The sequence below is a fragment of the Caballeronia hypogeia genome, from assembly GCF_001544875.2.
Classification (GTDB): Bacteria; Pseudomonadota; Gammaproteobacteria; order Burkholderiales; family Burkholderiaceae; genus Caballeronia; species Caballeronia hypogeia.
In genome coordinates, this window is the sequence record NZ_FCOA02000009.1 from 97,143 (window position 1) to 123,223 (window position 26,081).

A 26,081-nucleotide genomic window follows, 5' to 3' on the forward strand; every position below is an offset into this window, starting at 1 on the left:
CAGACAGAACCCGTCATGAACATTTCCAAATTCTTCATCGATCGCCCGATCTTCGCGGGCGTGCTATCGGTGGTCGTGTTGCTCGCCGGCATCATCGCGATGTTCAAGCTGCCGATCTCCGAGTATCCGGAAGTCGTGCCGCCTTCGGTCGTCGTGCATGCGCAGTATCCCGGCGCGAACCCGAAGGTGATCGCGGAGACCGTGGCCTCGCCGCTGGAGGAGCAGATCAACGGCGTCGAGGACATGCTCTACATGCAGTCGCAGGCGAACAGCGACGGCAACCTCACGACGACCGTGACGTTCAAGCTCGGCACCGATCCGGACAAGAACACGCAGCTCGTGCAGAACCGCGTGAACCAGGCGTTGCCGCGTCTGCCCCAGGACGTGCAGCGGCTGGGCGTGACGACCATCAAGTCATCGCCCACGCTCACCATGGTCGTTCACCTGAACTCGCCCAACGGCCGCTACGACATGACGTATCTGCGCAACTACGCGCTGATCAACGTGAAGGACCGGCTCGAACGTATCGCGGGCGTGGGTGAAGTGCAGCTGTGGGGCTCGGGCGATTACTCGATGCGCGTGTGGCTCGATCCGCAAAAGGTCGCGCAGCGCGGCTTGACGGCAACCGATGTCGTCAACGCGATCCGCGAACAGAACGTGCAGGTCGCGGCCGGCGTGATCGGCGGCTCGCCGACCTTGCCGAACGTGCCGCTGCAATTGAACGTGAATGCGCGCGGCCGGCTGCAGAACGAGTCGGAGTTTCGCGACATCGTGCTGAAGACGTCACCGGATGGCGCGGTCACGCATCTCGGAGACGTGGCGCGCGTGGAGCTGGCTGCATCGGAATATGGCTTGCGTTCCCTGCTCGACAACAAGAGCGCGGTGGCCATCGCCATCAATCAGCAGCCCGGCGCGAACTCGCTGCAGATCTCCGACGAAGTCCGCAAGACGATGAAGGAGCTGAAGGCCGACATGCCGGCGGGCCTCGAATATCAGATCGTCTATGACCCGACGCAGTTCGTGCGTTCGTCGATCGAAGCGGTGATTCACACGCTCGCGGAAGCCATCGCGCTGGTCGTGCTCGTCGTGATCGTGTTCCTGCAGACGTGGCGCGCATCGATCATTCCGTTGCTTGCGGTGCCGGTGTCGATCGTGGGCACGTTCTCGCTGCTGCTCGCGTTCGGCTTCTCGATCAACGCGTTGTCACTCTTCGGCATGGTGCTCGCGATCGGTATCGTCGTGGACGATGCGATCGTGGTGGTCGAGAACGTGGAACGCAACATCGAGTCGGGCTTGTCAGCGAGAGAAGCTACCTATCAGGCCATGCGCGAGGTGAGCGGGCCGATCATCGCGATCGCGCTGACGCTGGTTGCCGTGTTCGTGCCGCTCGCGTTCATGTCGGGTCTGACGGGCCAGTTCTACAAGCAGTTCGCGATGACCATCGCCATCTCGACGGTGATCTCCGCGTTCAACTCGCTGACCTTGTCGCCCGCGCTCGCAGCGCTTCTGCTGAAGGGGCATGACGAGCCGAAGGACTGGCTCACGCGTGGCATGGACCGCGTGTTCGGCGGCTTCTTCCGCGCGTTCAACAAGGTCTTTCATCGCGGTTCGGATGCGTATGGACGTGGTGTGAAGGGCGTGATCGGCCGCAAGGCGATCATGATGGTGCTCTACGCGGTCCTGCTCGCAGGCGCGGTGCTGATGGGCAAGGTCGTTCCCGGCGGCTTCGTGCCCGCGCAGGACAAGGAGTATCTGATCAGCTTCGCGCAGTTGCCGAACGGCGCGTCGCTCGACCGTACCGAAGGCGTGATCCGTCAGATGTCGGATATCGCGCTCAAGCAGCCGGGCGTGGAAAGCGCGGTGGAATTCCCTGGGCTGTCGGTGAACGGTTTCACCAACTCGTCGAGCGCGGGCATCGTGTTCGTCACGCTCAAGCCGTTCAAGGATCGCGTGGGCAACAAGGCGCTCTCCGCGAATGCGATTGCAGGCGCGCTGAATCAGAAGTACGCGGGCATCAAGGGCTCGTTCATCGCCGTGTTCCCGCCGCCTCCGGTGCTCGGTCTGGGTACGCTGGGCGGCTTCAAGATGCAATTGGAAGATCGCGGTGCGCTCGGTTATGCGGCGCTCTCGGATGCCGCGCAGCAGTTCATCAAGCGTGCTTCGCAAACGCCGGAACTCGGACCGACGTTCTCCAGCTATCAGATCAACGTGCCGCAATTGAACGTGGATCTGGATCGCGTGAAGGCGAAGCAGCTCGGCGTCTCCGTGACCGACGTGTTCGACACGATGCAGGTCTATCTCGGCTCGCTCTACGTGAACGACTTCAATCGCTTCGGACGCGTGTATCAGGTGCGCGTGCAGGCGGATGCGCCATTCCGCGCGAATCCGGAAGACATCGGCCTGCTGAAGACGCGCAACGCGAATGGCGACATGGTGCCCTTGTCGTCGCTCGTGAAGGTGACGCCGACGTATGGTCCGGAAATGGTCGTGCGCTACAACGGCTACACCGCGGCCGACATCAACGGTGGTCCGGCTCCCGGCTATTCGTCGGGCCAGGCGCAGGCGGCGGCGGAGCGCATCGCGGCGGAAGTGCTGCCGCGCGGGATCAAGTTCGAATGGACCGATCTCACGTATCAGCAGATCCTCGCGGGCAACGCGGCGCTGTGGGTGTTCCCGATCAGCGTGTTGCTGGTGTTCCTCGTGCTCGCCGCGCTGTATGAAAGCCTGACGCTGCCGCTCGCGGTGATCCTGATCGTGCCGATGAGCATTCTGTCCGCGCTGCTCGGCGTCTGGCTGACCGATGGCGACAACAACATCTTCACGCAGATCGGCCTGATGGTGCTGGTGGGCTTGTCGGCGAAGAACGCGATTCTGATCGTCGAGTTCGCGCGCGAGCTGGAGATGCAAGGGCGCTCGATCGTGCAGGCCGCGATCGAAGCGAGCCGGCTGCGCCTGCGTCCGATCCTGATGACGTCCATCGCGTTCATCATGGGTGTGGTGCCGCTCGTGCTGTCCACGGGCGCGGGCTCGGAGATGCGCCACGCGATGGGCGTCGCGGTGTTCTTCGGCATGCTCGGCGTGACGCTCTTCGGTCTGATGCTGACCCCGGTCTTCTACGTGATCCTGCGCAAGCTCTCGCGCACCGAGCACGTGACGGACAAGCATGGCTCGCATCCGCAGATGCGCGGTATCGGTGCTTCGGTCGAAGCGCAATGAGGTCCATGATGAACAAGTTGCAAATGAAACGATGGCTGGGCTTGCCCGGTCTGATGGCGGCGTTGCTGGTGGTCGCGGGCTGCTCGCTCGCGCCGACCTACGAGACGCCCGACGCCCACGCGCCGGAAGCCTTCAAGGAAACGCCGCAAAAGACGCTCGATGCATCGGAGGCGGGTACGTGGAAGACCGCGCAGCCATCTGAAGAGATGCTGCGCGGCGAATGGTGGACGATCTTCGACGACGCCACGCTCAACGATCTGGAAAAGCAGGCGCAGGATGCGAACCAGAACCTGCGAGCGGCGGCTGCGCGCGTGAAGGAAGCGCGGGGCATCAACCAGACGGCGCGCGCGGGACTGTTTCCGAAGCTCGATGCGGGCTTCGGTCCGACGCGCGAGAAGCTTTCGCCCGCGTCGCAGTTCCTGCCGCCCGATGGCAACGTGTCCCCGCAGACGCTGTGGCGCGCGCAGGCGAGCGTGTCGTATGAAGTGGATCTGTTCGGCCGCGTATCGGATTCGGTGAAGGCCGCGAACGCCGACACGCAGCAGAGCGAGGCGCTGTTCCGCTCGGTGCAACTGGCCTTGCAGGCCGATGTGGCGCAGAACTACTTCAATCTGCGCGAGCTCGACGCCGAAAGCGATGTCTTCACGCGCACCGTGCAATTGCGCGAGGAAGCGTTGAAGCTCGTGCAGAAGCGCTTCAACGAAGGCGATATCAGTGAGCTCGACGTGGCGCGCGCCAAGTCCGAACTCGCGACGGCGCGCTCGGATGCGATGACGGTGCAGCGTCTGCGCGCGGCATCGGAGCATAGCCTTGCGGTGTTGCTCGGCAAGTCGCCCGCGGAATTTTCGATGGCGGCGAACCCGCTCAAGCCGGTGACGATCCGCGTGCCGCCGGGTCTGCCTTCGGCATTGCTCGAGCGCCGTCCGGACGTCGCGGCGGCGGAGCGGGCGATGGCGGCGGCCAATGCGCGCATAGGCGTGGCGAAGGCGGCGTTCTTCCCGTCGCTCACGCTCACCGGGTCGGGCGGTTTCGAGTCAGCAACGCTCGGCGATCTCTTCAAGTGGTCGAGCCGCACCTTCCTCCTCGGGCCGTTCGCGGGCACGGCGCTGAACATCCCGATCTTCGATGGCGGGCGCCGCAAGGGCAACCTCGCGAATGCGCGCGCGGTGTACGAAGAGGACGTGGCGAACTATCGTCAGCAGGTGCTGGTTGCGTTCCGCGAGGTCGAGGACAATCTTTCCGATCTGCGCATCCTCGAAGATCAGACGGCCACGCAGGACGACGCCGTGAAGGCCTCGGTGCGCGCCGCGCAGCTCTCGCGCACGCAGTACACCGAAGGCGCGGTGAATTATCTCGATGTGATCGATGCCGAGCGCACGGTGCTGCAAACGCAGCGTTCGTCGGTGCAATTGCAGGGCGCGCAGGCGGTGTCCACCGTGAATCTGATCCGCGCTTTGGGCGGCGGCTGGGGCGATGCGAAGCCCACGCCCGTGCCCGAGCCGAGTCTCGCGCAGAAATGACGTGAACATGGCCCTGCTATCTGCAGGGCCATTTTTTATGCGTGTTCGCGAAGGAAGCGTAGGAAGAGACGAAGTCGATTGTTCGTTTTCGGGAACATATGTCTTCGCCAGCGGAGCGTTTATCCGCGCGGCTCCAATCCATACAATTCAACGCATGGGATAAGGAGCCGAAGATGAAAGACTTGATCGCAAGACAACTGTATCAGCCGGCGGTGGTGCTGCCACTGCTGCTGTTGATGCGCCTGATGGTCACGCTCGATTTCAATCTCACGCAGGTCGTGTTCGTGATGGTGCTCAAGGGATCGCAGCACGCGTATCACTTCGCGTTGCGTGTCACGAGCACGCGTCAGCGCAGCGACGAGGGCATGAAGCACTTGCCCTGCAACAACTGCTGCTGACGCATGCACACGAAGCATCCAGGCATCGAACCTCAATACACTTCGGGCACGTACATATCGTCAGACACGGGCTGGCGCAGATAGTCGGGATTGAACACGCGATCGGGCAGCTCGATCGACTGATGTTCCACGTCGTGATAGGGAACCTGGCTCAGCAGGTGATGGATGCAGTTCAGACGCGCGCGCTTTTTGTCGACCGCATGCACGACCCACCACGGCGCTTCGGGAATATGCGTGCGCGCCAGCATGACTTCCTTCGCCGCCGTATACGCTTCCCAGCGACGGCGGCTCTCCAGATCCATCGGGCTCAGCTTCCACTGTTTCAGCGGATCTTCGATGCGCGCCTGGAAGCGCACTTCCTGTTCGTCGTCGGTGATCGAGAACCAGTACTTGACGATCTGGATGCCGCTGCGCACCAGCATCTTCTCGAACTCGGGAACCGAGCGGAAGAATTCTTCATACTCTTCGTCGGTGCAGAAGTTCATCACGCGCTCCACGCCCGCGCGGTTGTACCAGCTACGGTCGAACAGCACGATCTCGCCCGCGGCGGGCAGATGCGACACATAGCGCTGGAAATACCACTGCGTGCGCTCGCGATTGTTCGGCGCGGGCAGCGCGGCCACGCGGCACACGCGCGGATTGAGCCGCTGCGTGATGCGCTTGATCGCGCCGCCCTTGCCGGCGGCGTCGCGCCCTTCGAAAATCACGACGAGCCGGTGACCCGTATGCACGACCCAGTCCTGCAGCTTCACGAGTTCGCCCTGCAGACGGAACAGTTCGCGGAAATAGGTCTTGCGCAACTGACGGTCTTCCTCGGAGAAGGTCGATTCGCCGTCCAGGAAGCGATCGTCGATTTCCATCTCGAACTCTTCGTCGTAGCTGTCGATGATGTCGGCGTGGAATCGGCTGCGCTTGTCCGTCGTGTTCATGAAGGGCTCCGTGGGCGTTCTTGGGCTGCGCCGTCGGGTTGAGGGGGCGGCGCGGGACGGCCGATTATGACCGTCTTCGGTTGCGGTCATATGACAGCAACCGTTTTCCGCAATTGTAGGGAGCGGCGCGGGCGCCCACAAATACGGGGACGCGGCTTTATGACGCCACGCCGCGCGCCGTTAGAATGTTCCGGCACTTCGATGGCATGCCGATGGCACCACAACCTTTACGAGTGAACCCATGACCGCAACTATCCACAGTTTCGACGAAGCCCAGACCGCGCGCCTCGTGCCTTATGACCGGCTCGTGGACACGCTCGCCGCAACCATGCTGGATTACGCGGCGGGCCGCATCGTGAGTCCGGAGCGCATGGTCGTGCCGATCGAAGGCGGCGTGATGCTCTCGATGCCCGCCAGCGCCGCCGATCTCGCGATGCACAAGCTCGTCAACGTGTGCGCCGGCAATGGCGCGCTCGGCCTGCCGACCATCCACGGTCAGGTGACCGCCTACGACGCCGTCACGGGCGTGCCGCAATTCATGCTCGACGGACCGACCGTCACGGGCCGGCGCACCGCGTCGGTGTCGATGCTCGCGATTCGCGCGCTGCACGGCGCCCCGCGCGAGGTGCTCGTGATCGGCACGGGCAAGCAGTCGGCGTATCACATCGAGGCGCTCGCGGCGGTGTATCCGCAGGCGCGTATCGTCGTGAAGGGATCGCGCCCCGAGCGTGCGCGCGAGTTCTGCGCCGCGCATGCGTCGATATCGAACAGGCTGTCCGCATTCGAAGCAGACGCGATCCCCGATTCGATCGATGTCGTGATCGCCGCGACGACGAGCAAGACGCCCGTGTACAGCGAGCCGGCGCGCGCGGGCCGCCTCGTGATCGGCGTGGGCGCCTTCACGGCGGATGCCGCCGAGATCGCCGCCACGACCGTTCACGCGAGCGAGCTTTATGTGGACGATCCGGCGGGCGCGCGTCACGAAGCGGGCGACTTCATTCTCGCGGGCGTCGACTGGAACGCGGTGCGAGCGCTTTCCGGCGCGCTCGCCGCATCGCCGCAGACCGAGAACGCGGCACGCGCGGTCATGTTCAAGTCGGTCGGTTGCGCGGCGTGGGATCTCGCCGCGTGCCGCGTGGCGCGTGCGGTTTTGTCGGAGGAAATGGCCGCCGAGCCGCGTGGTTAATGGCTATCGTCGTGTGGAACGGGACTTGCTGCATGCCTTTTCAATGACGAATGGCGCGAAGGGGCGCCACAGCAATCGAGCCAGCGAACTGACCCATGAAAAGTCGATACGACAGCAAGTGGCACCCGTGGATTCCGGCACACGACGACGGGCATGAAGGCGCAGGAGGCGTATCCGGTGCGCAACGCCAGACGCCCGCGCACGCGAGCGCAGCGCCGCCCGCAGCTTATTTCATCTCGGTTCTGGAGCTCGCGACCGGCGAGAAGCTCGGCAATGACGAGCGTCTGCGCGCGGTGGCGATGCTCGAATCGCAATTCGGCGCTGGCCGTCCGCGCACGCTGAAGGAGGCGGTGCGCATCTGCGCCGCGGCGATGGATTCGTCGACCTTGCAGCGGATGGCGCGCGGCGCGAAGGCCTGAAGAAACCTCGCAAGCGAAGCGCGTTTTTTCACACGTGTGTAAAACGCGCGTGGTCGCGCCAAAGCGCGACCGTTCGCATTTTTCAGTCGAGCGTCTTCACTTGACGGTCTGAATCACCTCGAATCCCTCGAACTCCGGGTGACCGAGATAGAGCCGGCGCGTCTCGCCGCCGGCATTGCGATGCGCGGCGCGAAACGCGTCCGAGCGCGTCCAGTCCTCGAACGCCGCCTGATTCGCCCAGATCGTGTGGCTCGAATAGAGCACGTGATCGTCCTTCGCAGGCCCTTTCAGCAGATGAAACTCGACGAAGCCCGGCACATCTTTCAGATGCGTATCGCGGCTGGTCCACAGGCGTTCGAAATCGGCTTCGGCGCCGGGCACGATCTTGAAGCGATTCATGGCGATATACATGTCGATGCGTTTCCTTTCGCGACAAGCGCGTTCGGTTCAGAGCGTGTGAAGTTCGAAAAATATCAGCCGCGCGACAGTTCGACCATCGACTTGAAGCCGCCGAAGAACATGCGTTGCGGGTCGAACGGCGGCGCGCCGGATTCCATCATCGATTTCAGGCGCGGGTCGTCCATCACTTTCGCGTTGACCGCGTCGCGCTGCTCGCGCGATTCATAGACGATCCACGAGAACGCCACGGTTTCGCCTTCCTTCATCTGCACGCTTTGCGGAAAGGACGTGAGCTTGCCCGGCTTCACGTCGTCGGCGATGGTTTCCACGAATTGCAGCGCACCGTGTTCGATCCAGATCTTGCCGGCGGCTTCCGCCATGGCCCGGTATGCGTCGATCTTGTCGATCGGCACGGGTACGACGAATCCATCCACGTAGTGCGCCATGTGAGTCTCCTGAGGAAGTGTCGAAGGTCGAAGCGGGCTTGCGCATGCACGATGCGCTGCCTGCTTTGAGCATGGCGCGAGCTACGAAGTTCGGTCCGCGGTTTGCGGCAAACCGACCGTCCATGCGCCGGTTTCGGGCTCGACGCTCAGCACGCTCGAGGAGAGCGGCGCGAAGTTCATCGCGTAGACGGAGGAGAGCGGCTTGCCGATTGCGAGCGCCACCAGCACTTTCACGACGATCGCATGCGTGACGACGATGCAGCGATCGCGCGGCACCACGTTCTGAATCCGCACGATTCGCGCGATGCCTTCTGGCACGCGCGCCGCGAGCATCGCGATGCTCTCGCCGCCATGCGGTCGCGCGTGCGGGTCCGTGAGCCACGCGGCCATGTTCTCCTGCTCGCGCTCGCCGACTTCGCGAATGGATTGCCCGCGCCATCGGCCGTAATCGATGTCGTCGAATTCCTGAATGATTTCATACGAGCGCGCGATCCATCCCGCCGTGTCACGCGCGACGCGTGCCGGACCGGAGATCACGCGCGCCGTTTGCGCGCGGACTTGCGCCCGCGCGTCGTACTCGGCGGGTTCGTCGCCGGTCGGGAAACGGCCCGTTTTCATCGCGCGCGTGGCGGCGTGGCACAGCAGGATGATGTCCAAGGGAGGCGTATGGGCGGTGGAATCGTTTCACTTTGCCGCCAATCGTCATAAAATGGCAAGCTTGCAGTGCGAGGAAGCCGGTGCAAACCCGGCACGGTCGCGCCACTGTATGCGGTTACCCAGTCTTTTGCTGCGCCGCGAGTCAGACCCCGCTGCATGCTCTTCATCAATCGGGACGCGCTTTTCCCTGGAGAACCACCATGAATGCTTCCAACGCGCCGGCTTTTTCCGCTCCGGTTTCCCCGTCGCTCGACTCTCCCGTGCCGCTTCCGGTGCGCGAAGTGTTGCCCTGGGCCGTCTTCATCGGCCTCATTCTGCTGATCGCCATTTACTTCGTTGGCGCGGAGCAGGGCGCGACGTCCATCTTTTCGGGCATGTACGTCCACGAATTCGTCCACGACGGCCGGCATCTGCTCGGCTTTCCGTGCCACTGAGGACGCGTCATGATTCGTACCTTGCTGATACGCGGCATGATCGCGGGACTCGTCGCGGGCCTGATCGGCTTCGGATTCGCGCGTGCGTTCGGCGAACCGTCGGTGGCGCGCGCGATTGCGTTCGAGGCTTCGCATGAACATGCCGAACCGGCGCATGAACACGAACATGAACATGCGGATGCAGCGGCGAACGCCGCCCATTCGCACGATCACGGCGATGAAGAACTCGTCTCCCGCGACACGCAAGCCGGCCTCGGCCTGCTGACCGGCGTAGCCGTGTTCGGTACGGCGCTGGGCGGCCTGTTCTCGCTGGTCTTCGCGTTCGCTTATGGGCGGCTCGGCGCGCTGCATGCGCGCGGCACGTCGGCGGTGCTGGCGTTGCTGGGCTTCGTGAGCGTGGCCGTCGTGCCGTTTCTCAAGTACCCGCCGAATCCGCCTGCCGTCGGCAATCCCGAGACGATCGGGCCGCGCACGGCGCTATTTTTCGGCATGGTGGCGATCTCCATCGTCGCGGCGGTGTTCGCCGTGCGCCTGCAACGCACGCTGCAGGCGCGGCATGGCGGCTGGAATGCGTCGCTGATCGCCGGGGCCGCGTATATCGTCGTGATCGCGATCGCGCAGGTCACGCTGCCGCGTGTCGATGAAGTGCCCGCGGACTTTTCGGCGTCGCTGCTGTGGAATTTCCGGCTCGCGGCGATCGGCATTCAGGCGCTGATCTGGACCACGCTCGGTCTCGTGTTCGGTGCGCTGGCCGCGCGTGAGCTCGAACGTCCTGTGGTCAGGAGAATGGCTGCGGCCTGAGTGTTTTTCCGCAGATGAATAAAGAGCCCGCGTTCCGAAAGGAGCGCGGGCTCTTTACTTTGCCGCTGAATTCGCCGCGCGACGCTCGAGCAAGGCATCGAACAGCGCGAGTTTCGCGGCATCGTCCAGAGTGCGGAACGTCTTGATCTCTTCGCGGCTTCTGTAGCAGCCGAGACACAACCCGGTTTCTGAATCGAGCTTGCACACGTCCGTGCACGGCGAGCCGATCGGGTCCTGCGCTTTCGCGCGTTCGATGCTGAAGTCGAGGTTGTCTTGCGTTGTCGTCATAGCGGTTCGCCGCGAAAGAGCGCGGCGGCGGCGGCCGGATTCGACGGCCAGTAAGCGTGCATGTAGGTGGCCGTCACCGGGCCGTGCCGATAAAGCGCTTCGCCTTGCGTGCCCGTGGTCGCGTGCGTGGCGTGGAGCACGGGCTGCATCGGCGTATCGAGCGTGGAGTAGTGGAATGTGTGACCCGTCATCGCGCCGTGCAGCGTGTCGATGCGCTGCATCGCGAGGCGCGACAGCTTGCGCTGCATGGCGGCGTCGCCCGGAAGCATGCCAAGCATCGCATGCCTTTCGCCTTCGATGTCGGTCAGCGTGTTCAACAGATAGAGCATCCCGCCGCATTCCGCGACGATGTGCCCGCCGCGCGCGACATGTTCCGCGATCGACGAACGCGTGCGCGCATTCGATCCGAGCGTTGCCGCATGCAGTTCCGGATAACCGCCGGGAAGATAGAGCGCATCGGCGTCTTCGGGCGCGGGTTCGTCGGCGAGCGGCGAGAACGTGCTGATGCGCGCGCCCATTGCGGTTAGCAGATCGAGGTTCGCCGGATAGACGAACGAGAACGCGGCATCGCGCGCGATTGCGACATGCAGTCCATCGAGCAGACGCGGCGGCGCAGCGAGCGTTGCATCGTCGAAATGAACGGGCGGCGGCAGTTCGGCGAGCGTGGTTTGCGCGATTGCATCGGCGGCGCGGTCGAGGCGGGCATCGAGTCCGGCGATTTCTTCAGGCTGCGTGAGACCGAGATGACGCTCGGGCAACGCGATATCGTCGGCATTCGAAAGATGACCGCAGTAGTGCAGTCCTTCCGGAATGGTCTCGGACAACATCTGCGCATGACGCGCCGACGCGACACGATTCGCGAGCACGCCATGAAACGGCACGTCCGCGCGATAACGCGCGAGCCCGAATGCGATCGCGCCGAAAGTCTGCGCCATGCCATGCGCGCCGATCACCGCGAGCACGGGCACCCTGAACGCGGCGGCGAGATCGGCGCTGCTGGGCGTGCCGTCGAACAGACCCATCACGCCTTCGATGAGGATCAGGTCCGCTTCGCGCGCGGCTTGCGCGAGCAAGGCGCGGCACGCGTCGGGGCCGACCATCGACAGATGCAGCGAATACACGGGCGCGCCGCATGCACGCTCGAGAATCATCGGGTCGAGAAAATCCGGGCCGGTCTTGAAGACGCGCACGCTCAGCCCGCGACGCGCATGATGACGCGCGAGCGCCGCCGTGACCGTGGTCTTGCCTTGATGCGACGCGCTCGCGCCGATGAAGAGTGCGGGGCAGTGCGGCATCGCGTTCAGAATTCGACGCCGCGTTGCGCCTTCACGCCCTGCTCGCGATACGGATGCTTGACAAGCCGCATCTCCGTGACGAGGTCCGCGAGTTCGATGAGCGCGTCGGGCGCGTGGCGTCCGGTGACGACGACATGCAGCATGGCGGGCCGCGCCTTCAGCACGTCGAGCACTTCGTCGAGCGGCAGGTATTCGTACTTGAGCACGGTGTTCAGCTCGTCGAGCACGACCATCTGATACTCGCCGCTTTCGATCATGCGCCGCGCCTCGTTCCAGCCTTTGCGCGCGGTGGCCATGTCGGCTTCGCGATTCTGCGTGTTCCAGGTATAGCCGTCGCCCATCGTGACGAAATCGCAATGGGCGATCGCGCCGAGAAAATCACGTTCGGACGTGTGCAGCGCGCCCTTGATGAACTGAACGACGCCGAGTCTCATGCCGTGGCCGAGCACGCGCACGGCCATGCCGAACGCGGCGGTGGTCTTGCCCTTGCCATTGCCGGTGTTCACGATCAGCAGGCCTTTCTCGTGATCCGCCGCGGCCTGCTTCTTTTCGTGGCCTTCCTTGCGCCGCTGGGTCATGCGCAGGTGCGAGTCGGTATCGGTTTTCACGTGAACTCCGAGAGGGATGGTGGGCGAAAGGCGGGATCGTATCCTACAACAGGACGCGCGTTAATTCTGCGCTAAATGACGGTGTGCATCATGCAATCACGTACTCACCGACCTCAGGAGCGGACAAATGGACGCGTTCTACCTCTATCTCGAACTCGTGGCGCTGGCTGTGCTCGTCTGGCTCTGTCGCGACAAGCTCAGACCGGTCGTCGCGAAGAACGAAGCGCCCAGGGCCGCGCTGGTTACCGTATCGCGCTCGCGAAAGTTCGGCGTGCCGGCGCAATCGCCACGGTTACGTCGCAATCGATCGTCTTGGGCACGATGAGTGGGTGCGCGTTGCCCGCAAGCAGCGCACACGGCTCGCATACGCCATCGACCTGTAAATGCTTCCTCGCGTGCCGCGAAAGCGTGGTGCGCGGCGCGTGCGCGATTTCATCCGCGCTGAAGAAATGCAACGGCAGCCGGTGACGCTCGCAGAACCCGAGCAATCCCGCTTCATTGCGTTTCGTATCGATGCTCGCGACGATCGCGATATCGCCGAATCCATGCGCACCGAGCGCGGCGCGCACCGCGCGTTCGATCGCATCCGCGCTCACGCCACGCCTGCAGCCGATGCCGACCGCGAGCCGGAGCGCCGCCGGCGCATTCATGCGAACGTTGCGCAACGTCGCGCGATGACGGTTTTCATGGCGATCCGAAATTCGATGCAAGATTCAGGGCGGGCCAACGATAGCACAACGAGAACCGGGCCTTTCTTGACGCTCACGCCCGCCGGGCCTAGACTTTCACGCAGTTTTGGTGCTCGCGCGCGGATTCTCTCGCGCGCAGTTAAACGGGAAGCAGGATGCGTTTTCCTTCGCGAGATCGAACGAACGTCAACCTGCGCTGCCCCCGCAACGGTAAACGATACCCCGCGCGCGCGAACATTCGTCGCACGAACGGGAAGCCGGCTTCAAGGCCACTGCGCATGCGCGCGGGAAGGCGAAGCGGCGTCGTCGTCAGCCCGGATACCGGCCAGACTTGAGAGGGTTCGCAGCCGCGGGGAAGCGGCGCGGACCATGATCCATCGAGCCGTGCGTTTCCATCCGGTGCAGCCGCGAAGCCTTCGCGCGCACATGCGCACGTCTCCACAGTTCGGAGCCACGATGCAAACCCGCAAAATCCCCGTCACGGTCGTGACCGGCTTTCTCGGCAGCGGCAAAACCACGCTGATGCGGCATATCCTCACCCACGCTCAAGGAAAGCGCATCGCCGTTATCGTCAACGAGTTCGGCGAACTCGGCATCGACGGAGAAATCCTGAAGGGTTGCGGCATCGGCTGCGACGACGAAGCGGCTTCGAAGGACCGCAATCTCTATGAACTGGCGAACGGCTGTCTGTGCTGCACGGTTCAGGAAGAGTTCTATCCGGTGATGGAGCAGCTCGTCGAACGGCGCGACAGTATCGATCACGTGCTGATCGAAACCTCGGGTCTCGCGCTGCCCAAGCCGCTCGTGCAGGCGTTCAACTGGCCGTCGATCAAGAATGCCTTTACCGTCGACGCCGTCGTCACCGTGGTCGACGGCCCCGCCGCCGCGAGCGGCCAGTTCGCGGCAAATCCCGTCGCGGTCGACGCGCAGCGCCGCGCCGATCCGAATCTCGATCACGAATCGCCGCTGCACGAGTTGTTCGAGGATCAGTTGTCGTCGGCGGATCTCGTGATCGTCAACAAGATGGATCTCATGGACGCGGCCGCGCTGCAAAGAGTCGAGGCGCTCGTGCGTCCCGAGATTCCGCGCGAAGTGAAGATCGTGCCCGCGCAAATGGGCCAGCTCGACGTGCATACGCTGCTCGGACTCGAAGCGGCATCGGAAGAGACGATCCACTTGCGGCACGATCATCACGGCTCGCCGGATGAGGAAGGGCATGCCGATCATCATCATGAAGAGTTCGATTCCGTCGTCGTGCATGGCGCGGTCGAGTCGCGCGAGCAGGCGCTGGCTGCATTGCACGCGCTCGTCGGGCAGCACACGATCTATCGGGTGAAGGGCTTCGCCGCGTTGCCGGGCGCCGCGATGCGCCTGGTCGTGCAAGGCGTGGGGCGCCGCTTCGACAGCTATTTCGACCGCCGCTGGGAAGCAGGCGAAGCGCAGACGGAGAGCCGCTTCGTGCTGATCGGCGAGGACCTCGAACGCGATGCGCTGCAACGCGCGTTCGCCGCCGCGCTCGCGAGCGCGCCGGTTCAGGCATAAACGCCATGCATCTGCTTCGCACGACACCGGGAGGCTTCGTCGACGATGCGCAGGGCGTCATGCGCATCGACCAGACCCGCGCGCCGATCGTCGTGCTCAGTTCCGCCGATACGACGCTCGCGCTTCTGGCAAGCGCGTTCGCGCGGCTGGAGCCGGGCTTTCCCGAAGTGCGGCTCGCGAATCAGTCGTTCCTGCGCCAGCCCGCGTCGGTCGATTTCTATGTCGATGACGTGCTGCGTCACGCGAAGGTCGTGATCGTCGATCATCTCGGCGGCGAATCGTATTGGCCATATGGCATCGAGCGTCTCGTCGCGCTGGCGAAAGAGCAGAAGCAGATGCTCGCCATGTTCTCGGGCGATCTCGCCGAAGACCCGAATCTCACGGCAAAGAGCACGGCCGATGCGGATTTCTGCCGCGAGCTGTCGCGCTATTTGCGTGAAGGCGGCGCGCGCAATGCCGAGGAGTTTTTGCGCACGATCGCTTATCGTGCGTTCGGCTTCGGTCGCGAGCCGCAAGCGCCGAGTCCGTTGCCCGTGGTCGCGATCTATCATCCCGAACGCGAGATCGCCGTTATCGAAGACTGGCAGGCGCGCTGGACCGAAGGCGCGCCGGTCGTCGCGATCCTGTTTTATCGCGCGCATCTGCAGTCCGGCAACACGGCCGTGTTCGATGCGCTGATCGAAGCACTCGAAAAAGAAGGCATGAATCCGCTGCCGATCGCGCTTTCGTCGCTGAAGGAAAGCGTGAGCCGTGAAGTGGTCGAGCGCTTGTGCGCGGAGCATCGCGCATCGCTCGTACTGAACACGACGGCATTCGCGGCGAGCGTGATCGGCGAAAACGATGCGTTCGAAATCGCGGGCGACGCGCCCGTGCTGCAGGTCATTTTGAGCGGCGGCAATCGCGATGACTGGCAGAAGGACAATCATGGTCTGAATTCGCGCGATGTCGCGATGCACGTCGCGCTTCCCGAAGTCGATGGCCGCATCATCACGCGCGCGGTGAGCTTCAAGGGGCTCGCGTATTACTGCAAGCACACGCAGGTGGATGTCGTGCGCTATCAGGCCGACGCCGAACGCGTGCGCTTCGTTGCCGAGCTCAGCCGCCGCTGGTGCCGGCTGCGTCAGACGCCGAATGCGCAGAAGCGCATCGCGCTCGTGCTCGCGAACTATCCGGCGAGCGAAGGGCGCATCGGCAATGGCGTGGGGCTGGACACGCCCGCGTCGGCGCTCGGCATTCTCTCGATGCTCGCGCGCGAAGGCTATCGCACGGGCGCGATTCCGCGCGATGGCGATGCGCTCATCGCCGCGTTGACCGAAGGCGTGACCAACGACCCGGTCGTGCGCGATCTGCGTCCGGCATTGCAAAGCCTGTCGCTCGAAGAATATCTGGATGCGTATCGCACGCTGCCCGCCGATGCGCGCGCCGTGCTGGAAAAGACCTGGGGGACGCCCGAGGACGATCCCACGGTGCGACGCGGCCGCTTCATGATCGCGGGCTATCGCTGTGGCGAAGTCTTCATCGGCATACAGCCTTCGCGTTCGCGTGAACGCAACGATTACGCGAGCTATCACGATGCCGAGCTCGTGCCGCCGCATGCGTATCTCGCGTTCTATTTCTGGCTGCGCCTGCGCTTTCAGGCGGATGCGCTCGTGCATGTCGGCAAGCACGGCAATCTCGAATGGCTGCCGGGCAAGAGCGTGGCGCTGTCGTCGTCGTGCTGGCCCGATGCGATCATGGGTCCGATGCCGCATCTCTATCCGTTCATCGTCAACGATCCGGGCGAAGGGAGTCAGGCGAAGCGGCGCGCGCAGGCTGTCATCATCGATCATCTGATGCCGCCGCTCACGCGGGCGGAAAACTACGGGCCGTTGCAGGACCTCGAACGCCAGGTCGACGAATACTACGAAGCGCTGATGGTCGATACGCGCCGCGCGAAGCTGTTGCGAAAGTCGATCCTCGCGACCATCGTCGAGAACCGGCTGCATGAGGAGCTCGGACTCGATGCGCCGCGTGACGTCGCGGGCGAAGACGCATTGCTCACGCGCGCCGATGCGTACCTCTGCGAACTGAAGGAGGCGCAGATACGCGACGGCCTGCACGTGTTCGGCGTCTCGCCGCAAGGCGTGCAACGCCGCGACACGCTGCTCGCGCTCGGACGCTTTCCGATCGGCGACGGTCAGGGTGCGAACGCCAGCCTCATCGCGGCGCTGGCGCGCGATCTGCATCTTCCCGGCACCTTCGACCCGCTCGATGCCGACTGGTCCGCGCCGTGGACCGGTCCTCGTCCGCAAACGCTTCTCGACGTGATCGATGCACCGTGGCGTCATCATGGCGACACGCGTGAGCGGCTCGAATCGTTAGCGATGCAACTATTGTCGGACGAAGCCGCGACAGCGCCCGGACCGCAAGCCGCGCTCGTGCTCGCACGCCTGCGCGGCGACGTGCTCGCGCGGCTCGACGCGTGCGGACCGCAGGAGCTTCTGCAATTGAAGCGCGGCCTGGAAGGACGTTTCGTGCCGCCGGGACCAAGCGGCTCGCCATCGCGCGGCAGGCCCGACGTCCTGCCTACCGGACGCAACCTCTATTCGGTCGATACCCGCGCGTTGCCGACGCAAGCCGCATGGTCGCTCGGCGTGAAGTCGGCGAATGCGCTGGTCGAGCGGCACGTTCAGGATCATGGCGATTTCCCGCGCGCCATCGGCTTGTCGGTGTGGGGCACGGCGACGATGCGCACCGGCGGCGACGATATCGCGCAGGCCTTCGCGTTGATCGGCGTGCGGCCGAAGTGGGCGGCGGGCAGTCATCGCGTGACGGATTTCGAGATCCTGCCGATATCGATTTTCAACCGGCCGCGCATCGATGTGACGCTACGCGTGTCGGGCTTCTTCCGCGACGCCTTCGCCAACCTCATGCATCTGTTCGACGCAGCGGTGCAGGCCGTCGCCGAACTCGATGACGAACCCGCCGACATCAACCCGATCCGTGCGCGCATTCTCCGCGAACGCGACGAGTTGATGGCGCGCGGCGTGGAAGCGAAGGAAGCGCGGCGTCGCGCGGGCTGGCGCGTGTTCAGCACGAAGCCCGGCGCGTATGGCGCGGGCCTGCAGGAGCTGATCGACGCGCGCCAGTGGCAGACCGATGCGGATCTGTCCGCCGCGTATCAGAGCACCGGCGGCTACGCGTATTCACAGACCGGCGACGGCGTGGAAGCGCGCGCGAGCTTCGGCACGCGCCTCTCGACGCTGGATGTCGTGCTGCAGAATCAGGACAACCGCGAGCACGATCTGCTCGACTCGAACGACTATCACCAGTTTCAGGGCGGCATGGTCGCGGCTGTGCGCTATCTGTCCGGCGTGCAGCCGCAGACGTATAACGCCGATCACAGCAATCCCGCCGCGCCGCGCGTGCGCACGTTGAATGAGGAGATCGCGCGGGTGGTGCGTGCGCGCGTCGTCAATCCGAAGTGGATCGACGGCGTGAAGCGCCATGGCTACAAGGGCGCGTCGGAGCTTGCGGCGACCGTCGATTATCTCTTCGGTTATGACGCGACGGCGCGCGTGGTGTCGGATCATCAGTACGCGCTCGTCACCGATGCCTACGTGAACGATACCGATACGCGCGAGTTCATCGCACAGCACAATCCGCACGCGCTGCAATCGATCTGCGAGCGTCTGCTCGAAGCGATGGAGCGCGGCCTGTGGCAGGAGCCCGCCGCTTATCGCGAGCAGGTCGAACGGCATCTGCTCGATGCCGAACAGCGCATTGAAGGCCGACAGTCTTGAACGAATCCACTTCCTCCATGGTGTTTCCTTTCACCGCGCTGGTCGCGCAAACGCCCTTGCAGCAGGCACTTTTGCTCGCAGCGGTGGATTTATCCATCGGCGGCGTGCTCGTCAGCGGGCCGCGCGGCACGGCGAAATCCACGGCGGCGCGCGCGCTCGCGGAACTGCTGCCCGAGGGGAAGCTCGTGACCTTGCCGCTCGGCGCAAGCGAGGAGCAACTGATCGGCACGCTCGACATTCAAAGCGCGTTGCGCGACGGCGGCGTGAAGTTTTCGCCGGGTCTGCTGGCGAAGGCGCATCTGGGCGTGCTGTATGTCGATGAAGTGAATCTGCTGCCGAACCCGCTCGTCGATCAGTTGCTCGATGTCGCGGCGAGCGGCGTGAACATCGTCGAGCGCGATGGCATTTCGCATCGGCATGACGCGCGCTTCGTGCTCATCGGCACGATGAATCCGGAAGAGGGCGAGCTGCGTCCGCAATTGCTGGATCGCTTCGGTCTCGCGGTGGAGATGCGCAATTGCTTCGATGCGGATGTGCGTCAGCGCATCGTGAAAGCGCGTCTTGCATTCGATCTCGATCCACGCGGATTTCGCGCGCGTCATCAGGATGAACAGGCGAAGTTGATCGAACGCATTCATGCGGCGCGCGCGGCTCTCGCATCGTTCGACTTCGACGATGCCGTGCATGCGCGCGTGAGCGAACTGTGCATCGCGGCCCACGTCGATGGCTTGCGCGCGGATATCGTGATGTTGCGTGCGGCGCGTGCGTTGGCCGCGCTGGAAGGATCCACGGTCGTCACGGTCGCGCACGTCGAACGTGTGGCGGACGCAGTGTTGCAGCATCGGAAACATGAAGGCGCTGCCTCTTCTCCATCGCGGAATGACGCCACGCGGGATGCGGCGAAAGGCGAATCGAACGCGGGCGAATCGGATTGGGGCTACATGCCGCCCGAGCCCGCCGGCACCGCGAAGGTCAAGCAAGTGAGACCGCTCGCCGCAAAAAAAGCCTGAGCCATCGAAGGCGCGACGCGGATGCCGGAGAGCATCGCCTTCGATGGAACGCAGCGCGATCAAAGGGGCGCTACGCATCTCGCGAAGGCGAAGAGAGCGTGCTCATCGACTGGATCGCGACGTTGCGCGCCAAGCGTGCCGCGCGTCTCGATGCACGGCATCTTCGCTATCGCCGCACGCACGGCGAAGGCGCGGTGCTGCATTGCTTCTTGCTCGATTGCTCCGGCTCGATGCTCGCGGGCGAGCGTCTGGCGCGCGCGAAGGGCATGCTCGTCGCGTTGTTCGACCGCGCGTATCGCGAACGGGCGGAAATCGCGCTCGTGTGCTTCGGTGGCGGGCGCGCCGAAGTGCGGCGTCAGCCGGGCGCGGCGCGCTGGTTCAATGAAGGATGGGTCGCGCCGATCGGCGGCGGCGGCGGCACGCCGCTGGCGTTGGGGCTATCGAGCGCGGCGACGGTGCTCGCGCGCGCGGCGCGGCGCAGACCATCGCAGCGTCGCTGGTTGTGGGTGCTGACCGATGGAAGGACGAACGAGCGGCCGCACGTGCCGGCTTCGGTGGATCAAATCGTCGTCGTGGATTTCGAGGATGGCGTGATTCGCGCGGGACGCGGCGAGGCGCTGGCAATCGACTGGAACGCGCAATACGTCACCGCCGACGCATTGGCTCACTCGTACCAGCGCGGCGTATAAACCCAATCCCCGACCACGCGCGTAGTCGATGACCCGACGATCACCATCGTGCGCATGTCGACGAGATCGCTTTTGAGCTCACCGAGCGTAACCACGCGCAACGCTTCAGCCGGTCGCCCGATGTCCCTTCCCAAAACGACAGGCGTCGTCGCATTCCGATACCGCTTGACGATCTCGATCGCGCGATCGAACTGCCACGGCCGCGCCTTCGACAGCGGGTTATAGAAAGCCATCACCAGATCCGCCTCGCCCGCGTGCGCGATGCGCGTCTCGATCACGCTCCAGGGCTTCAGGTTGTCCGACAGCGACAGCACGCAGAAGTCATGGCCCAGCGGCGCACCGGCGCGCGCAGCCGTCGCGAGCGATGCCGACACGCCCGGCACGACCGATAGCTTCACCTGATTCCATTCGGGATGCTCCAACGCCCCTTTGTCGAGCGCTTCGAGCACGGCGGCCGCCATCGCGAAGACGCCCGGATCGCCCGACGACACCACGACCACGCGACGTCCCGTACTCGCGAGTTCGAACGCGTGCGCCGCGCGCTGCAACTCCTCGCGGTTGTCGGTCATGTGCACGCGCTGGTCGTCGCGGAACGGGCCCGCCATGCGCACGTAGGTTTCGTAGCCGAGCACGTCCTGAGCCGCGGTCAGAGCGGATCGCGCGGCGGGCGTCATCAGTTCGGCGCTGCCGGGACCGAGGCCGATCACGCTCAGCCTGCCGCGCGCGCGGCCGATCGATTGCACGTCGACGGGCGCGTCGTCCACGCGCAAAACGACGCCGCGCGCATCGCCGGTATCGAACGGCGGGACATCGCAGAAGCGCAGCGGCACATCGAGCGCGCGCGCCGCGGCTTCGAGCGACGCGCTCGTCATGAAGTGCGCGGGCGCGACCAATGCGGCGAGCGCAAGCGGCGACACACCACGCTCGCGCAACGCGATGCGCACACATTCCGCGACGTCATCATCGCGCGGGACATCGCCGATCCACGCGAGCACGCCACGCGGATGAATCACGAGACTGTGTTCATCGCTTATCGCCTGGGGCGTCACGCGCACGGTGAGACGCGCGTCGGCGGCGCGGGGCAGGGCAGCCTCGTCGAGCCAGGGCGCGCGGCCTTCGATGCGCGTCGCCTGCCCCGCGAGCAGGTCGGAGACGAAGCGCTTGCCGCGCTCGATATCCGCCAGCACGTAGCCTTCCGGCGGCGCGAGCAGGCATTGTCCGAAACGCAATTCTCCGCTCGTCGTGATTGCGGGCGCGACGTCGAGCGCCGCGCCGATCTCGCGCGCCAGCACGTTCACGCCGCGCATGCCGCCTAGCAGCGGCACGACCGCGCTGCCATCCTGCGCGACGGCGAGCACGGGCGGCTCCGCGCTTTTATCGGCAAGACCTGGCGCGAGCGCGCGAATCACGATGCCCGCCGAGCACAGCGCGACGATCGGCGTGCCGCTCGCGTAAAGCGCGCGCAGATGCGCGCCGAAATCGGCGTAAGCAATATCGGCATTGACGCGGTTCGCGAGCCCGTGCACGCGCGCATCCACGAAACGCGCCTGAATGCGCCGCGCGACATCGAGCGCGGCGGGGCCGAGGACGACGATTGCCATCGACCTGAAAGCGCTCAGGCCCGCCATTTCTTCCCCGGCACGACGAGCAGCGAAAAATACGGCGAGGCCATCGGATCGACTTCGTCGAGCGGCACGATGCGCTGATTCGCCATCGTCGCGCGCTCGACGTAGAGCGCGCGTTCATCGAGCCCGAGCTCGCCGAGCACGCGCCGCACTTTCTCGAAGTTGCGCCCGAGCTTCATGATGACCGCGGCGTCGGCGGCTTCGAGCCGGCGCTTCAGATCGTCTTCGGGCAGCACGCCCGACAGCACCGACAGACTCTGATTGCGATACACGAGCGGCACGCCCAGCACCGCGACGCCGCCCAGCATCGAGCACACGCCCGGCACCACATGCGCCTCGAAGCGCGCGGCGAGCCGGTCGTGCAGATACATGTACGAGCCGTAGAAGAACGGATCGCCCTCGCAGATCACGGCGACATCGCGGCCGGCTTCGAGATGCGCGGAGATCTCGAGCGCGGCGCCGTCGTAGAACGCGCTGATGATCGTCTCGTAGCACAACGGCGGCTCGAGCGCCTCGGTCGTCACCGGATAGACGAGCGGCAGGCGCATCTGCGTCTCGTCGAGATGCGCTTCGATGATGCCGAACGCGTTGCCCTTCTTGCCCTTCGCGACGAAGTACGCGACCACCGGCGCGGCCTTCAGAAGCCGCAGCGCTTTCACGGTGATCAGTTCCGGGTCGCCCGGGCCGACGCCGAGACCATACAGACGTCCGCTCATCATTCGGCCTCCGAGGCGAGCGCGTTCACGGCGGCCGCAGCCATCGCGCTGCCGCCGCGCCGGCCCAGCAGCGCGACGAAAGGCACGCCGCGGCTGTCGGCGGCGAGCATCGCCTTCGATTCCGCCGCGCCGATGAAACCCACCGGAAAGCCCAGAATCAGCGCGGGTTTCGGCGCGCCCGCATCGAGCATGTCGAGCAGATGAAACAGCGCGGTCGGCGCATTGCCGATCGCGACGATCGCGCCTTCGAGATCCGGCAGCCACAGTTCGAGCGCGGCGGCCGAGCGCGTGTTGCCGAGCGCGCGGGCGCGTTCGGGCACGGATGCATCGCCGAGCGTGCAGATCACGCGGTTGTCCGCGGGCAGCCGCGCGCGCGTGATGCCTTCGGCGACCATGCGCGCGTCGCAGAGAATCGGCGCACCCGACGCGAGCGCGCGGCGGCCCGCATCGCCCGCGCCTTTCGAGAAGCGCAGATCGCCCGCGATGTCGACCATGCCGCACGCGTGGATCAGGCGCACGGCGAGCTTTTCCAGGTCGGGCGGAATGGCGTGGAGATCGGCTTCGGCGCGGATCGTCGCGAACGACTGGCGATAGATTTCCGCGCCGTCGCGGATGTAGTCAGGCATCGGCATGGCTCCGGGCGAGCCGTTCGGCCGCCTCTTCGATGGTCAGATTGCGCGCGACGATGTGCGCGTCGCGATGCAGGTCGTAGCGTCCCGGCGCGACCGCGTAGAGCGTCACCGGGACGGTATGCGCCGCCGCGCACGAACGCTCGCAGCCGCTCAGATGCACGTGTTCCTGATCGTGCGAAGACAGGAGCGGGGCGAGCCGGTGCGCATCGGCTTTGGTATCGGCATGGCTTTTCGCGCAACCGGTCGAGCCCGCGCATGCGATCAGGCGAGCGAGCGGCTCGCGCGGATCGGTCGCGAGGTTCAGCGCGCGCAGGCGCTGGACGACTGCGGGCGCGGCGTCCGGAGCGATGCCCGGTATCAGCACGCTTTGCCACGGCGTCATCAGCAGACGTCCTTCAGCGTGCGTGTCGGCGAGATCGGCGAGGGCTTCGAGCGATGTCGCGTCGAGACGGCCGAGCGGGGTCTGCGCGCCCGCGTACCATCTCGCGCGATGCGGGTCCTCGTGCGCGCCGAGACGCAGCGTGGCATCGGCGGGAGCGCGCCGCCAGGTCGCGAGGTTTTGGTCGAAATGAAGCGTGTCGAGAAACCGCGCGGCGCCGATGCGCGCCAGCAGATCGCGCATGCGATGTTCTTCGGGCGCGGCCAGCGCGAGGAAGCGGTGCAGCACACGTGTCACGAACGCGACGGCATCGCCGCGCGCAATCGCGCCGAGCGCGGGCGTCATCGTGCCCGCGAAGCCGAACGCGAAGCGCGCGCCGTCGTCGATCGCGGAGAGCCACAAGTCGTGCGGATGATCGAGCATCGCGAGGCGTTCGCCGCCATCGAGCTGCAAGGCGAATTTCGGCGACAGCGTATGCAGCCCGGCATCGGCCTGCATCGCGTCGAGGATTCGCGCGGCCAGCGCGCGCGTGTGATCGCTCGCGAGCGGGCTGAGCATTACGTTGCGGATGTCGTCGCCGCTCGCGGTGGACGGCCCGAGACCCGCATCGAACGCGATTTCGACGAGCGCGGCATGCGTGTCGTCGCGAATGCCGCGCAGTTGCAGGTTCGCGCGATTGGTCACTTCGATCACGCCCGAGCCGCATTCGCGCGCCGCGCGGGCCACGGCGCGCGCGGCTTCCGCACGCAACTCGCCGCCGAACAGACGCAGACGCGCGAGCCCGCCATCGCGCGCGGGCACGATGCGCAGAAGCCCCGGACACGCGGAGGCGCGTGGGGCAATCGCGGACGGCGAATGATCGGATGATGTCAAAAACGTGGCCCAAAGGGCTTCGCGCGTATTGAGCGAACCGGTACACCCCGCCCGGTCGGCGTCGCGCGAATGCGTTGAGTCGGCAGGTCTCTTGGCTGGCAGGTCGACATTCGCGCCGGCCTTCCCGGTAAAAACCAGTGGCAGTGGAGCGCGGACTCGCTGCGTACAATTGCGGGGGCAGCCACAGTTTCGCTGTGTTCCCTCTTAGGCCCTGGGTTTTTGATCGCCCCGGGCACCGACGGACCTGTATTATGCCCGCTTTTATCGACCTTCCGACCCCTTGCGTGCCGCCCGAGGCGCGTCTGGAGCCGCAACGAGGAGATGCCGCATGTCGACCTGGCTGACCGTCGTGGGAATCGGTGAGGACGGCTGGCATGGCCTGTCCCGCGCCGCCCGCCGCGCGCTCGCCGAAGCGCATTCGATCCACGGCGGCGAGCGACATCTCGCCTTCCTGCCGGCGCGCATCGATGCGCGCCGCGTGCCGTGGCCCAAACCCTTTTCGCTCGATGCCGTGCTTGCCGAACGCGGCGACTTCAGCACGCGCGTATGCGTGCTCGCGAGCGGCGATCCCATGTGCTTCGGCGTTGGCGCGACGCTCGCGCGCGAGGTCGCGCACGGCGAAATGCGGGTGATTCCCGCGCCGTCGTCGCTGTCGCTCGCGGCGGCCCGTCTGCGCTGGGCGCTGCAGGAGGCCACGTGCGTGTCGCTGGTCGGCCGGCCGGTCGCGTCGCTGCTCGCGAGCTTGCATCGCGGCGCGCGCCTGATCGTGCTGAGCGCCGATGGCGCGACGCCCGCCGCCGTCGCCGCGCTGCTCACCGCGCATGGCTTTGGCCCGAGCCGCATGACCGTGTTCGAGCATCTCGGCGGCGTGTCCGAGCGCCGTATCGACGAACGCGCCGACGACTGGCGCGAACCGCAGGTCGCGACGCTCAATCTCGTCGCGATCGAGTGCCGCACCCACGCGGGCCACGCCGGACCGCCGCTCACGCCCGGCCTGCCCGACGACGTCTATCGCCACGACGGCCAGCTCACCAAACGCGACGTGCGCGCCGTCACGCTCGCGCGGCTCGCGCCGCAGCCGGGCGAGCTGCTCTGGGACGTGGGCGCGGGCTGCGGCTCGATCGGCATCGAATGGATGCGCGCGCATGGCGCCTGCCGCGCGATCGCGATCGAGGCGAACGAAAGCCGCCAGCGCCTGATCGAGCACAATCGCGACGCGCTCGGCGTGCCCGCGCTGCAACTCGTGAAGGGCGAAGCGCCCGCCGCGCTCGACGGCCTGCCCGCGCCCGATGCGGTGTTCATCGGCGGGGGCGTGACCGCGCCCGGCGTGCTCGATACGTGCTGGGCGCGCTTGCGGCAGGGCGGCCGCCTCGTCGCCAATGCGGTGACGCTGCAAAGCGAAATGGCGCTCGTCGAATGGCGCGCGCGGCACGGCGGCGAACTGGCGCGCGTCGGCATTGCGCACGCGGAGCCGCTCGGCAGCTTCGATACGTGGCGCCCCGCGCTGCCGATCACGCTGCTGCACGCCAGCAAGCCGTGAAGCGTCGT

The 26,081-nt window shown here is 65.4% G+C and carries 24 protein-coding genes and 3 riboswitches; of the genes, 12 read left to right on the forward strand and 12 right to left on the reverse strand.

From position 1 onward, the window contains the following. Positions 1–15 precede the first annotated feature (15 nt). The 3 genes from AWB79_RS15800 to AWB79_RS15810 all read left to right on the forward strand — a co-directional run bounded on the left by AWB79_RS15800 (position 16) and on the right by AWB79_RS15810 (position 5,134). Positions 16–3,216 (forward strand): efflux RND transporter permease subunit, encoded by a 3,201-nt coding sequence (locus AWB79_RS15800; RefSeq protein ID WP_061168355.1) that lies wholly within the window; start codon positions 16–18, stop codon positions 3,214–3,216. An 8-nt stretch (positions 3,217–3,224) separates the two neighbouring features. Beyond that, complete coding sequence (locus AWB79_RS15805) at positions 3,225–4,736, forward strand: efflux transporter outer membrane subunit (protein WP_061168475.1); 1,512 nt, start codon at positions 3,225–3,227, stop codon at positions 4,734–4,736. A 173-nt stretch (positions 4,737–4,909) separates the two neighbouring features. Continuing rightward, on the forward strand, positions 4,910–5,134 hold the full coding sequence (locus tag AWB79_RS15810; RefSeq protein WP_061168356.1) for a hypothetical protein: 225 nt from the start codon (positions 4,910–4,912) through the stop codon (positions 5,132–5,134). A 32-nt stretch (positions 5,135–5,166) separates the two neighbouring features. On the opposite strand, the gene ppk2 is transcribed toward AWB79_RS15810, so the two are convergent. Continuing rightward, on the reverse strand, positions 5,167–6,063 hold the full coding sequence (ppk2, locus tag AWB79_RS15815; RefSeq protein ID WP_061168357.1) for a polyphosphate kinase 2: 897 nt from the start codon (positions 6,061–6,063) through the stop codon (positions 5,167–5,169). 241 nt (positions 6,064–6,304) lie between these two features. Here ppk2 and lhpI point away from each other — a divergent pair, with 241 nt between their 5' ends. Together lhpI and AWB79_RS15825 are read left to right on the forward strand one after the other, a co-directional pair. Then, entirely contained in the window at positions 6,305–7,249 is a 945-nt protein-coding gene (gene lhpI / locus AWB79_RS15820) for a bifunctional Delta(1)-pyrroline-2-carboxylate/Delta(1)-piperideine-2-carboxylate reductase (RefSeq protein WP_061168358.1), read from the forward strand. Positions 7,250–7,344: 95 nt separating this feature from the next. After that, the gene (locus AWB79_RS15825) at positions 7,345–7,668 is read left to right on the forward strand and encodes a hypothetical protein (protein WP_061168359.1); all 324 of its coding nucleotides are present in this window, start codon (positions 7,345–7,347) and stop codon (positions 7,666–7,668) included. 96 nt (positions 7,669–7,764) lie between these two features. Here AWB79_RS15825 and hmuQ read toward each other — a convergent pair whose 3' ends face one another. The 3 genes from hmuQ to AWB79_RS15840 form a co-directional block, all read right to left on the reverse strand. Next, positions 7,765–8,079: a heme-degrading protein HmuQ gene (hmuQ, locus tag AWB79_RS15830; RefSeq protein ID WP_061168360.1), complete on the reverse strand. Its 315-nt coding sequence runs from the start codon at positions 8,077–8,079 to the stop codon at positions 7,765–7,767. Between the two features lie 62 nt (positions 8,080–8,141). Further along, complete coding sequence (locus AWB79_RS15835; protein ID WP_061168361.1) at positions 8,142–8,513, reverse strand: DUF1428 domain-containing protein; 372 nt, start codon at positions 8,511–8,513, stop codon at positions 8,142–8,144. 81 nt (positions 8,514–8,594) lie between these two features. After that, entirely contained in the window at positions 8,595–9,170 is a 576-nt protein-coding gene (locus AWB79_RS15840) for a histidine phosphatase family protein (RefSeq protein WP_063963503.1), read from the reverse strand. Positions 9,171–9,217: 47 nt separating this feature from the next. Continuing rightward, a riboswitch (cobalamin riboswitch) is annotated at positions 9,218–9,341 on the forward strand. Between the two features lie 29 nt (positions 9,342–9,370). On the opposite strand from AWB79_RS15840, the gene AWB79_RS15845 reads away from it, so the two are divergent. After that, entirely contained in the window at positions 9,371–9,604 is a 234-nt protein-coding gene (locus AWB79_RS15845; RefSeq protein ID WP_061168362.1) for a CbtB domain-containing protein, read from the forward strand. 9 nt (positions 9,605–9,613) lie between these two features. Continuing rightward, positions 9,614–10,405, forward strand: a complete 792-nt coding sequence (locus AWB79_RS15850; RefSeq protein ID WP_061168363.1) for a CbtA family protein — start codon at positions 9,614–9,616, stop codon at positions 10,403–10,405. A 54-nt stretch (positions 10,406–10,459) separates the two neighbouring features. On the opposite strand, the gene AWB79_RS15855 is transcribed toward AWB79_RS15850, so the two are convergent. From AWB79_RS15855 to AWB79_RS15870, 4 genes are all read right to left on the reverse strand, one after another. After that, positions 10,460–10,693 carry a DUF1289 domain-containing protein gene (locus tag AWB79_RS15855; RefSeq protein WP_061168364.1) on the reverse strand — a complete coding sequence of 78 codons (234 nt, stop codon included), beginning with the start codon at positions 10,691–10,693 and terminating at the stop codon, positions 10,460–10,462. Next, positions 10,690–11,988 carry a cobyrinic acid a,c-diamide synthase CobB gene (locus AWB79_RS15860; protein ID WP_061168365.1) on the reverse strand — a complete coding sequence of 433 codons (1,299 nt, stop codon included), beginning with the start codon at positions 11,986–11,988 and terminating at the stop codon, positions 10,690–10,692. Before AWB79_RS15860 ends, AWB79_RS15855 begins: the two co-directional genes overlap by 4 nt. A gap of 5 nt (positions 11,989–11,993) precedes the next feature. Further along, positions 11,994–12,596, reverse strand: coding sequence for a cob(I)yrinic acid a,c-diamide adenosyltransferase (gene cobO, locus AWB79_RS15865; protein WP_061168366.1), 603 nt, complete (start codon positions 12,594–12,596; stop codon positions 11,994–11,996). Positions 12,597–12,838: 242 nt separating this feature from the next. After that, a complete protein-coding gene (locus AWB79_RS15870) occupies positions 12,839–13,246 on the reverse strand; it encodes a cobalamin biosynthesis protein (RefSeq protein WP_061168476.1) in 408 nt (135 codons plus the stop codon). 129 nt (positions 13,247–13,375) lie between these two features. Further along, positions 13,376–13,629: riboswitch (cobalamin riboswitch) on the forward strand. 112 nt (positions 13,630–13,741) lie between these two features. Here AWB79_RS15870 and cobW point away from each other — a divergent pair. From cobW to AWB79_RS15890, 4 genes are all read left to right on the forward strand, one after another. Continuing rightward, a complete protein-coding gene (gene cobW, locus AWB79_RS15875; RefSeq protein ID WP_061168477.1) occupies positions 13,742–14,827 on the forward strand; it encodes a cobalamin biosynthesis protein CobW in 1,086 nt (361 codons plus the stop codon). Between the two features lie 5 nt (positions 14,828–14,832). Continuing rightward, the gene (gene cobN / locus AWB79_RS15880) at positions 14,833–18,609 is read left to right on the forward strand and encodes a cobaltochelatase subunit CobN (RefSeq protein WP_061168367.1); all 3,777 of its coding nucleotides are present in this window, start codon (positions 14,833–14,835) and stop codon (positions 18,607–18,609) included. Between the two features lie 17 nt (positions 18,610–18,626). Beyond that, the gene (locus AWB79_RS15885; RefSeq protein ID WP_061168368.1) at positions 18,627–19,619 is read left to right on the forward strand and encodes a magnesium chelatase ATPase subunit I; all 993 of its coding nucleotides are present in this window, start codon (positions 18,627–18,629) and stop codon (positions 19,617–19,619) included. 104 nt (positions 19,620–19,723) lie between these two features. Beyond that, complete coding sequence (locus tag AWB79_RS15890; protein ID WP_232470917.1) at positions 19,724–20,308, forward strand: vWA domain-containing protein; 585 nt, start codon at positions 19,724–19,726, stop codon at positions 20,306–20,308. Here the strand turns inward: AWB79_RS15890 and cobJ are convergent. The 4 genes from cobJ to cobG are packed head-to-tail and all read right to left on the reverse strand — an operon-like array spanning position 20,284 to position 24,533. Further along, on the reverse strand, positions 20,284–21,909 hold the full coding sequence (gene cobJ / locus AWB79_RS15895) for a precorrin-3B C(17)-methyltransferase (protein ID WP_096031551.1): 1,626 nt from the start codon (positions 21,907–21,909) through the stop codon (positions 20,284–20,286). The two genes, AWB79_RS15890 and cobJ, sit on opposite strands and share 25 nt — an antisense overlap. A 14-nt stretch (positions 21,910–21,923) precedes the next feature. Continuing rightward, a complete protein-coding gene (locus AWB79_RS15900) occupies positions 21,924–22,652 on the reverse strand; it encodes a precorrin-2 C(20)-methyltransferase (RefSeq protein ID WP_061168370.1) in 729 nt (242 codons plus the stop codon). Then, the gene (locus AWB79_RS15905) at positions 22,649–23,275 is read right to left on the reverse strand and encodes a precorrin-8X methylmutase (protein ID WP_061168478.1); all 627 of its coding nucleotides are present in this window, start codon (positions 23,273–23,275) and stop codon (positions 22,649–22,651) included. Before AWB79_RS15905 ends, AWB79_RS15900 begins: the two co-directional genes overlap by 4 nt. After that, positions 23,268–24,533, reverse strand: a complete 1,266-nt coding sequence (gene cobG, locus AWB79_RS15910) for a precorrin-3B synthase (RefSeq protein WP_082862381.1) — start codon at positions 24,531–24,533, stop codon at positions 23,268–23,270. The genes AWB79_RS15905 and cobG overlap by 8 nt, the downstream gene beginning before the upstream one ends. A 64-nt stretch (positions 24,534–24,597) precedes the next feature. After that, positions 24,598–24,788: riboswitch (cobalamin riboswitch) on the reverse strand. Between the two features lie 73 nt (positions 24,789–24,861). Here cobG and AWB79_RS15915 point away from each other — a divergent pair. Then, positions 24,862–26,073 carry a bifunctional cobalt-precorrin-7 (C(5))-methyltransferase/cobalt-precorrin-6B (C(15))-methyltransferase gene (locus AWB79_RS15915; protein WP_061168371.1) on the forward strand — a complete coding sequence of 404 codons (1,212 nt, stop codon included), beginning with the start codon at positions 24,862–24,864 and terminating at the stop codon, positions 26,071–26,073. Positions 26,074–26,081: the final 8 nt, after the last annotated feature.

Bases quoted from the DNA above. Each gene is read 5' to 3' on its own strand.
- AWB79_RS15800 (WP_061168355.1), top strand. From the start codon at position 16: ATGAACATTTCCAAATTCTTCATCGATCGCCCGATCTTCGCGGGCGTG.
- AWB79_RS15805 (WP_061168475.1), top strand. From the start codon at position 3,225: ATGAACAAGTTGCAAATGAAACGATGGCTGGGCTTGCCCGGTCTGATG.
- AWB79_RS15810 (WP_061168356.1), top strand. From the start codon at position 4,910: ATGAAAGACTTGATCGCAAGACAACTGTATCAGCCGGCGGTGGTGCTG.
- ppk2 (WP_061168357.1), bottom strand. From the start codon at position 6,063: ATGAACACGACGGACAAGCGCAGCCGATTCCACGCCGACATCATCGAC.
- lhpI (WP_061168358.1), top strand. From the start codon at position 6,305: ATGACCGCAACTATCCACAGTTTCGACGAAGCCCAGACCGCGCGCCTC.
- AWB79_RS15825 (WP_061168359.1), top strand. From the start codon at position 7,345: ATGAAAAGTCGATACGACAGCAAGTGGCACCCGTGGATTCCGGCACAC.
- hmuQ (WP_061168360.1), bottom strand. From the start codon at position 8,079: ATGTATATCGCCATGAATCGCTTCAAGATCGTGCCCGGCGCCGAAGCC.
- AWB79_RS15835 (WP_061168361.1), bottom strand. From the start codon at position 8,513: ATGGCGCACTACGTGGATGGATTCGTCGTACCCGTGCCGATCGACAAG.
- AWB79_RS15845 (WP_061168362.1), top strand. From the start codon at position 9,371: ATGAATGCTTCCAACGCGCCGGCTTTTTCCGCTCCGGTTTCCCCGTCG.
- AWB79_RS15850 (WP_061168363.1), top strand. From the start codon at position 9,614: ATGATTCGTACCTTGCTGATACGCGGCATGATCGCGGGACTCGTCGCG.
- AWB79_RS15855 (WP_061168364.1), bottom strand. From the start codon at position 10,693: ATGACGACAACGCAAGACAACCTCGACTTCAGCATCGAACGCGCGAAA.
- AWB79_RS15860 (WP_061168365.1), bottom strand. From the start codon at position 11,988: ATGCCGCACTGCCCCGCACTCTTCATCGGCGCGAGCGCGTCGCATCAA.
- AWB79_RS15870 (WP_061168476.1), bottom strand. From the start codon at position 13,246: ATGAATGCGCCGGCGGCGCTCCGGCTCGCGGTCGGCATCGGCTGCAGG.
- cobW (WP_061168477.1), top strand. From the start codon at position 13,742: ATGCAAACCCGCAAAATCCCCGTCACGGTCGTGACCGGCTTTCTCGGC.
- cobN (WP_061168367.1), top strand. From the start codon at position 14,833: ATGCATCTGCTTCGCACGACACCGGGAGGCTTCGTCGACGATGCGCAG.
- AWB79_RS15885 (WP_061168368.1), top strand. From the start codon at position 18,627: ATGGTGTTTCCTTTCACCGCGCTGGTCGCGCAAACGCCCTTGCAGCAG.
- cobJ (WP_096031551.1), bottom strand. From the start codon at position 21,909: ATGGCAATCGTCGTCCTCGGCCCCGCCGCGCTCGATGTCGCGCGGCGC.
- AWB79_RS15900 (WP_061168370.1), bottom strand. From the start codon at position 22,652: ATGATGAGCGGACGTCTGTATGGTCTCGGCGTCGGCCCGGGCGACCCG.
- AWB79_RS15905 (WP_061168478.1), bottom strand. From the start codon at position 23,275: ATGCCTGACTACATCCGCGACGGCGCGGAAATCTATCGCCAGTCGTTC.
- AWB79_RS15915 (WP_061168371.1), top strand. From the start codon at position 24,862: ATGTCGACCTGGCTGACCGTCGTGGGAATCGGTGAGGACGGCTGGCAT.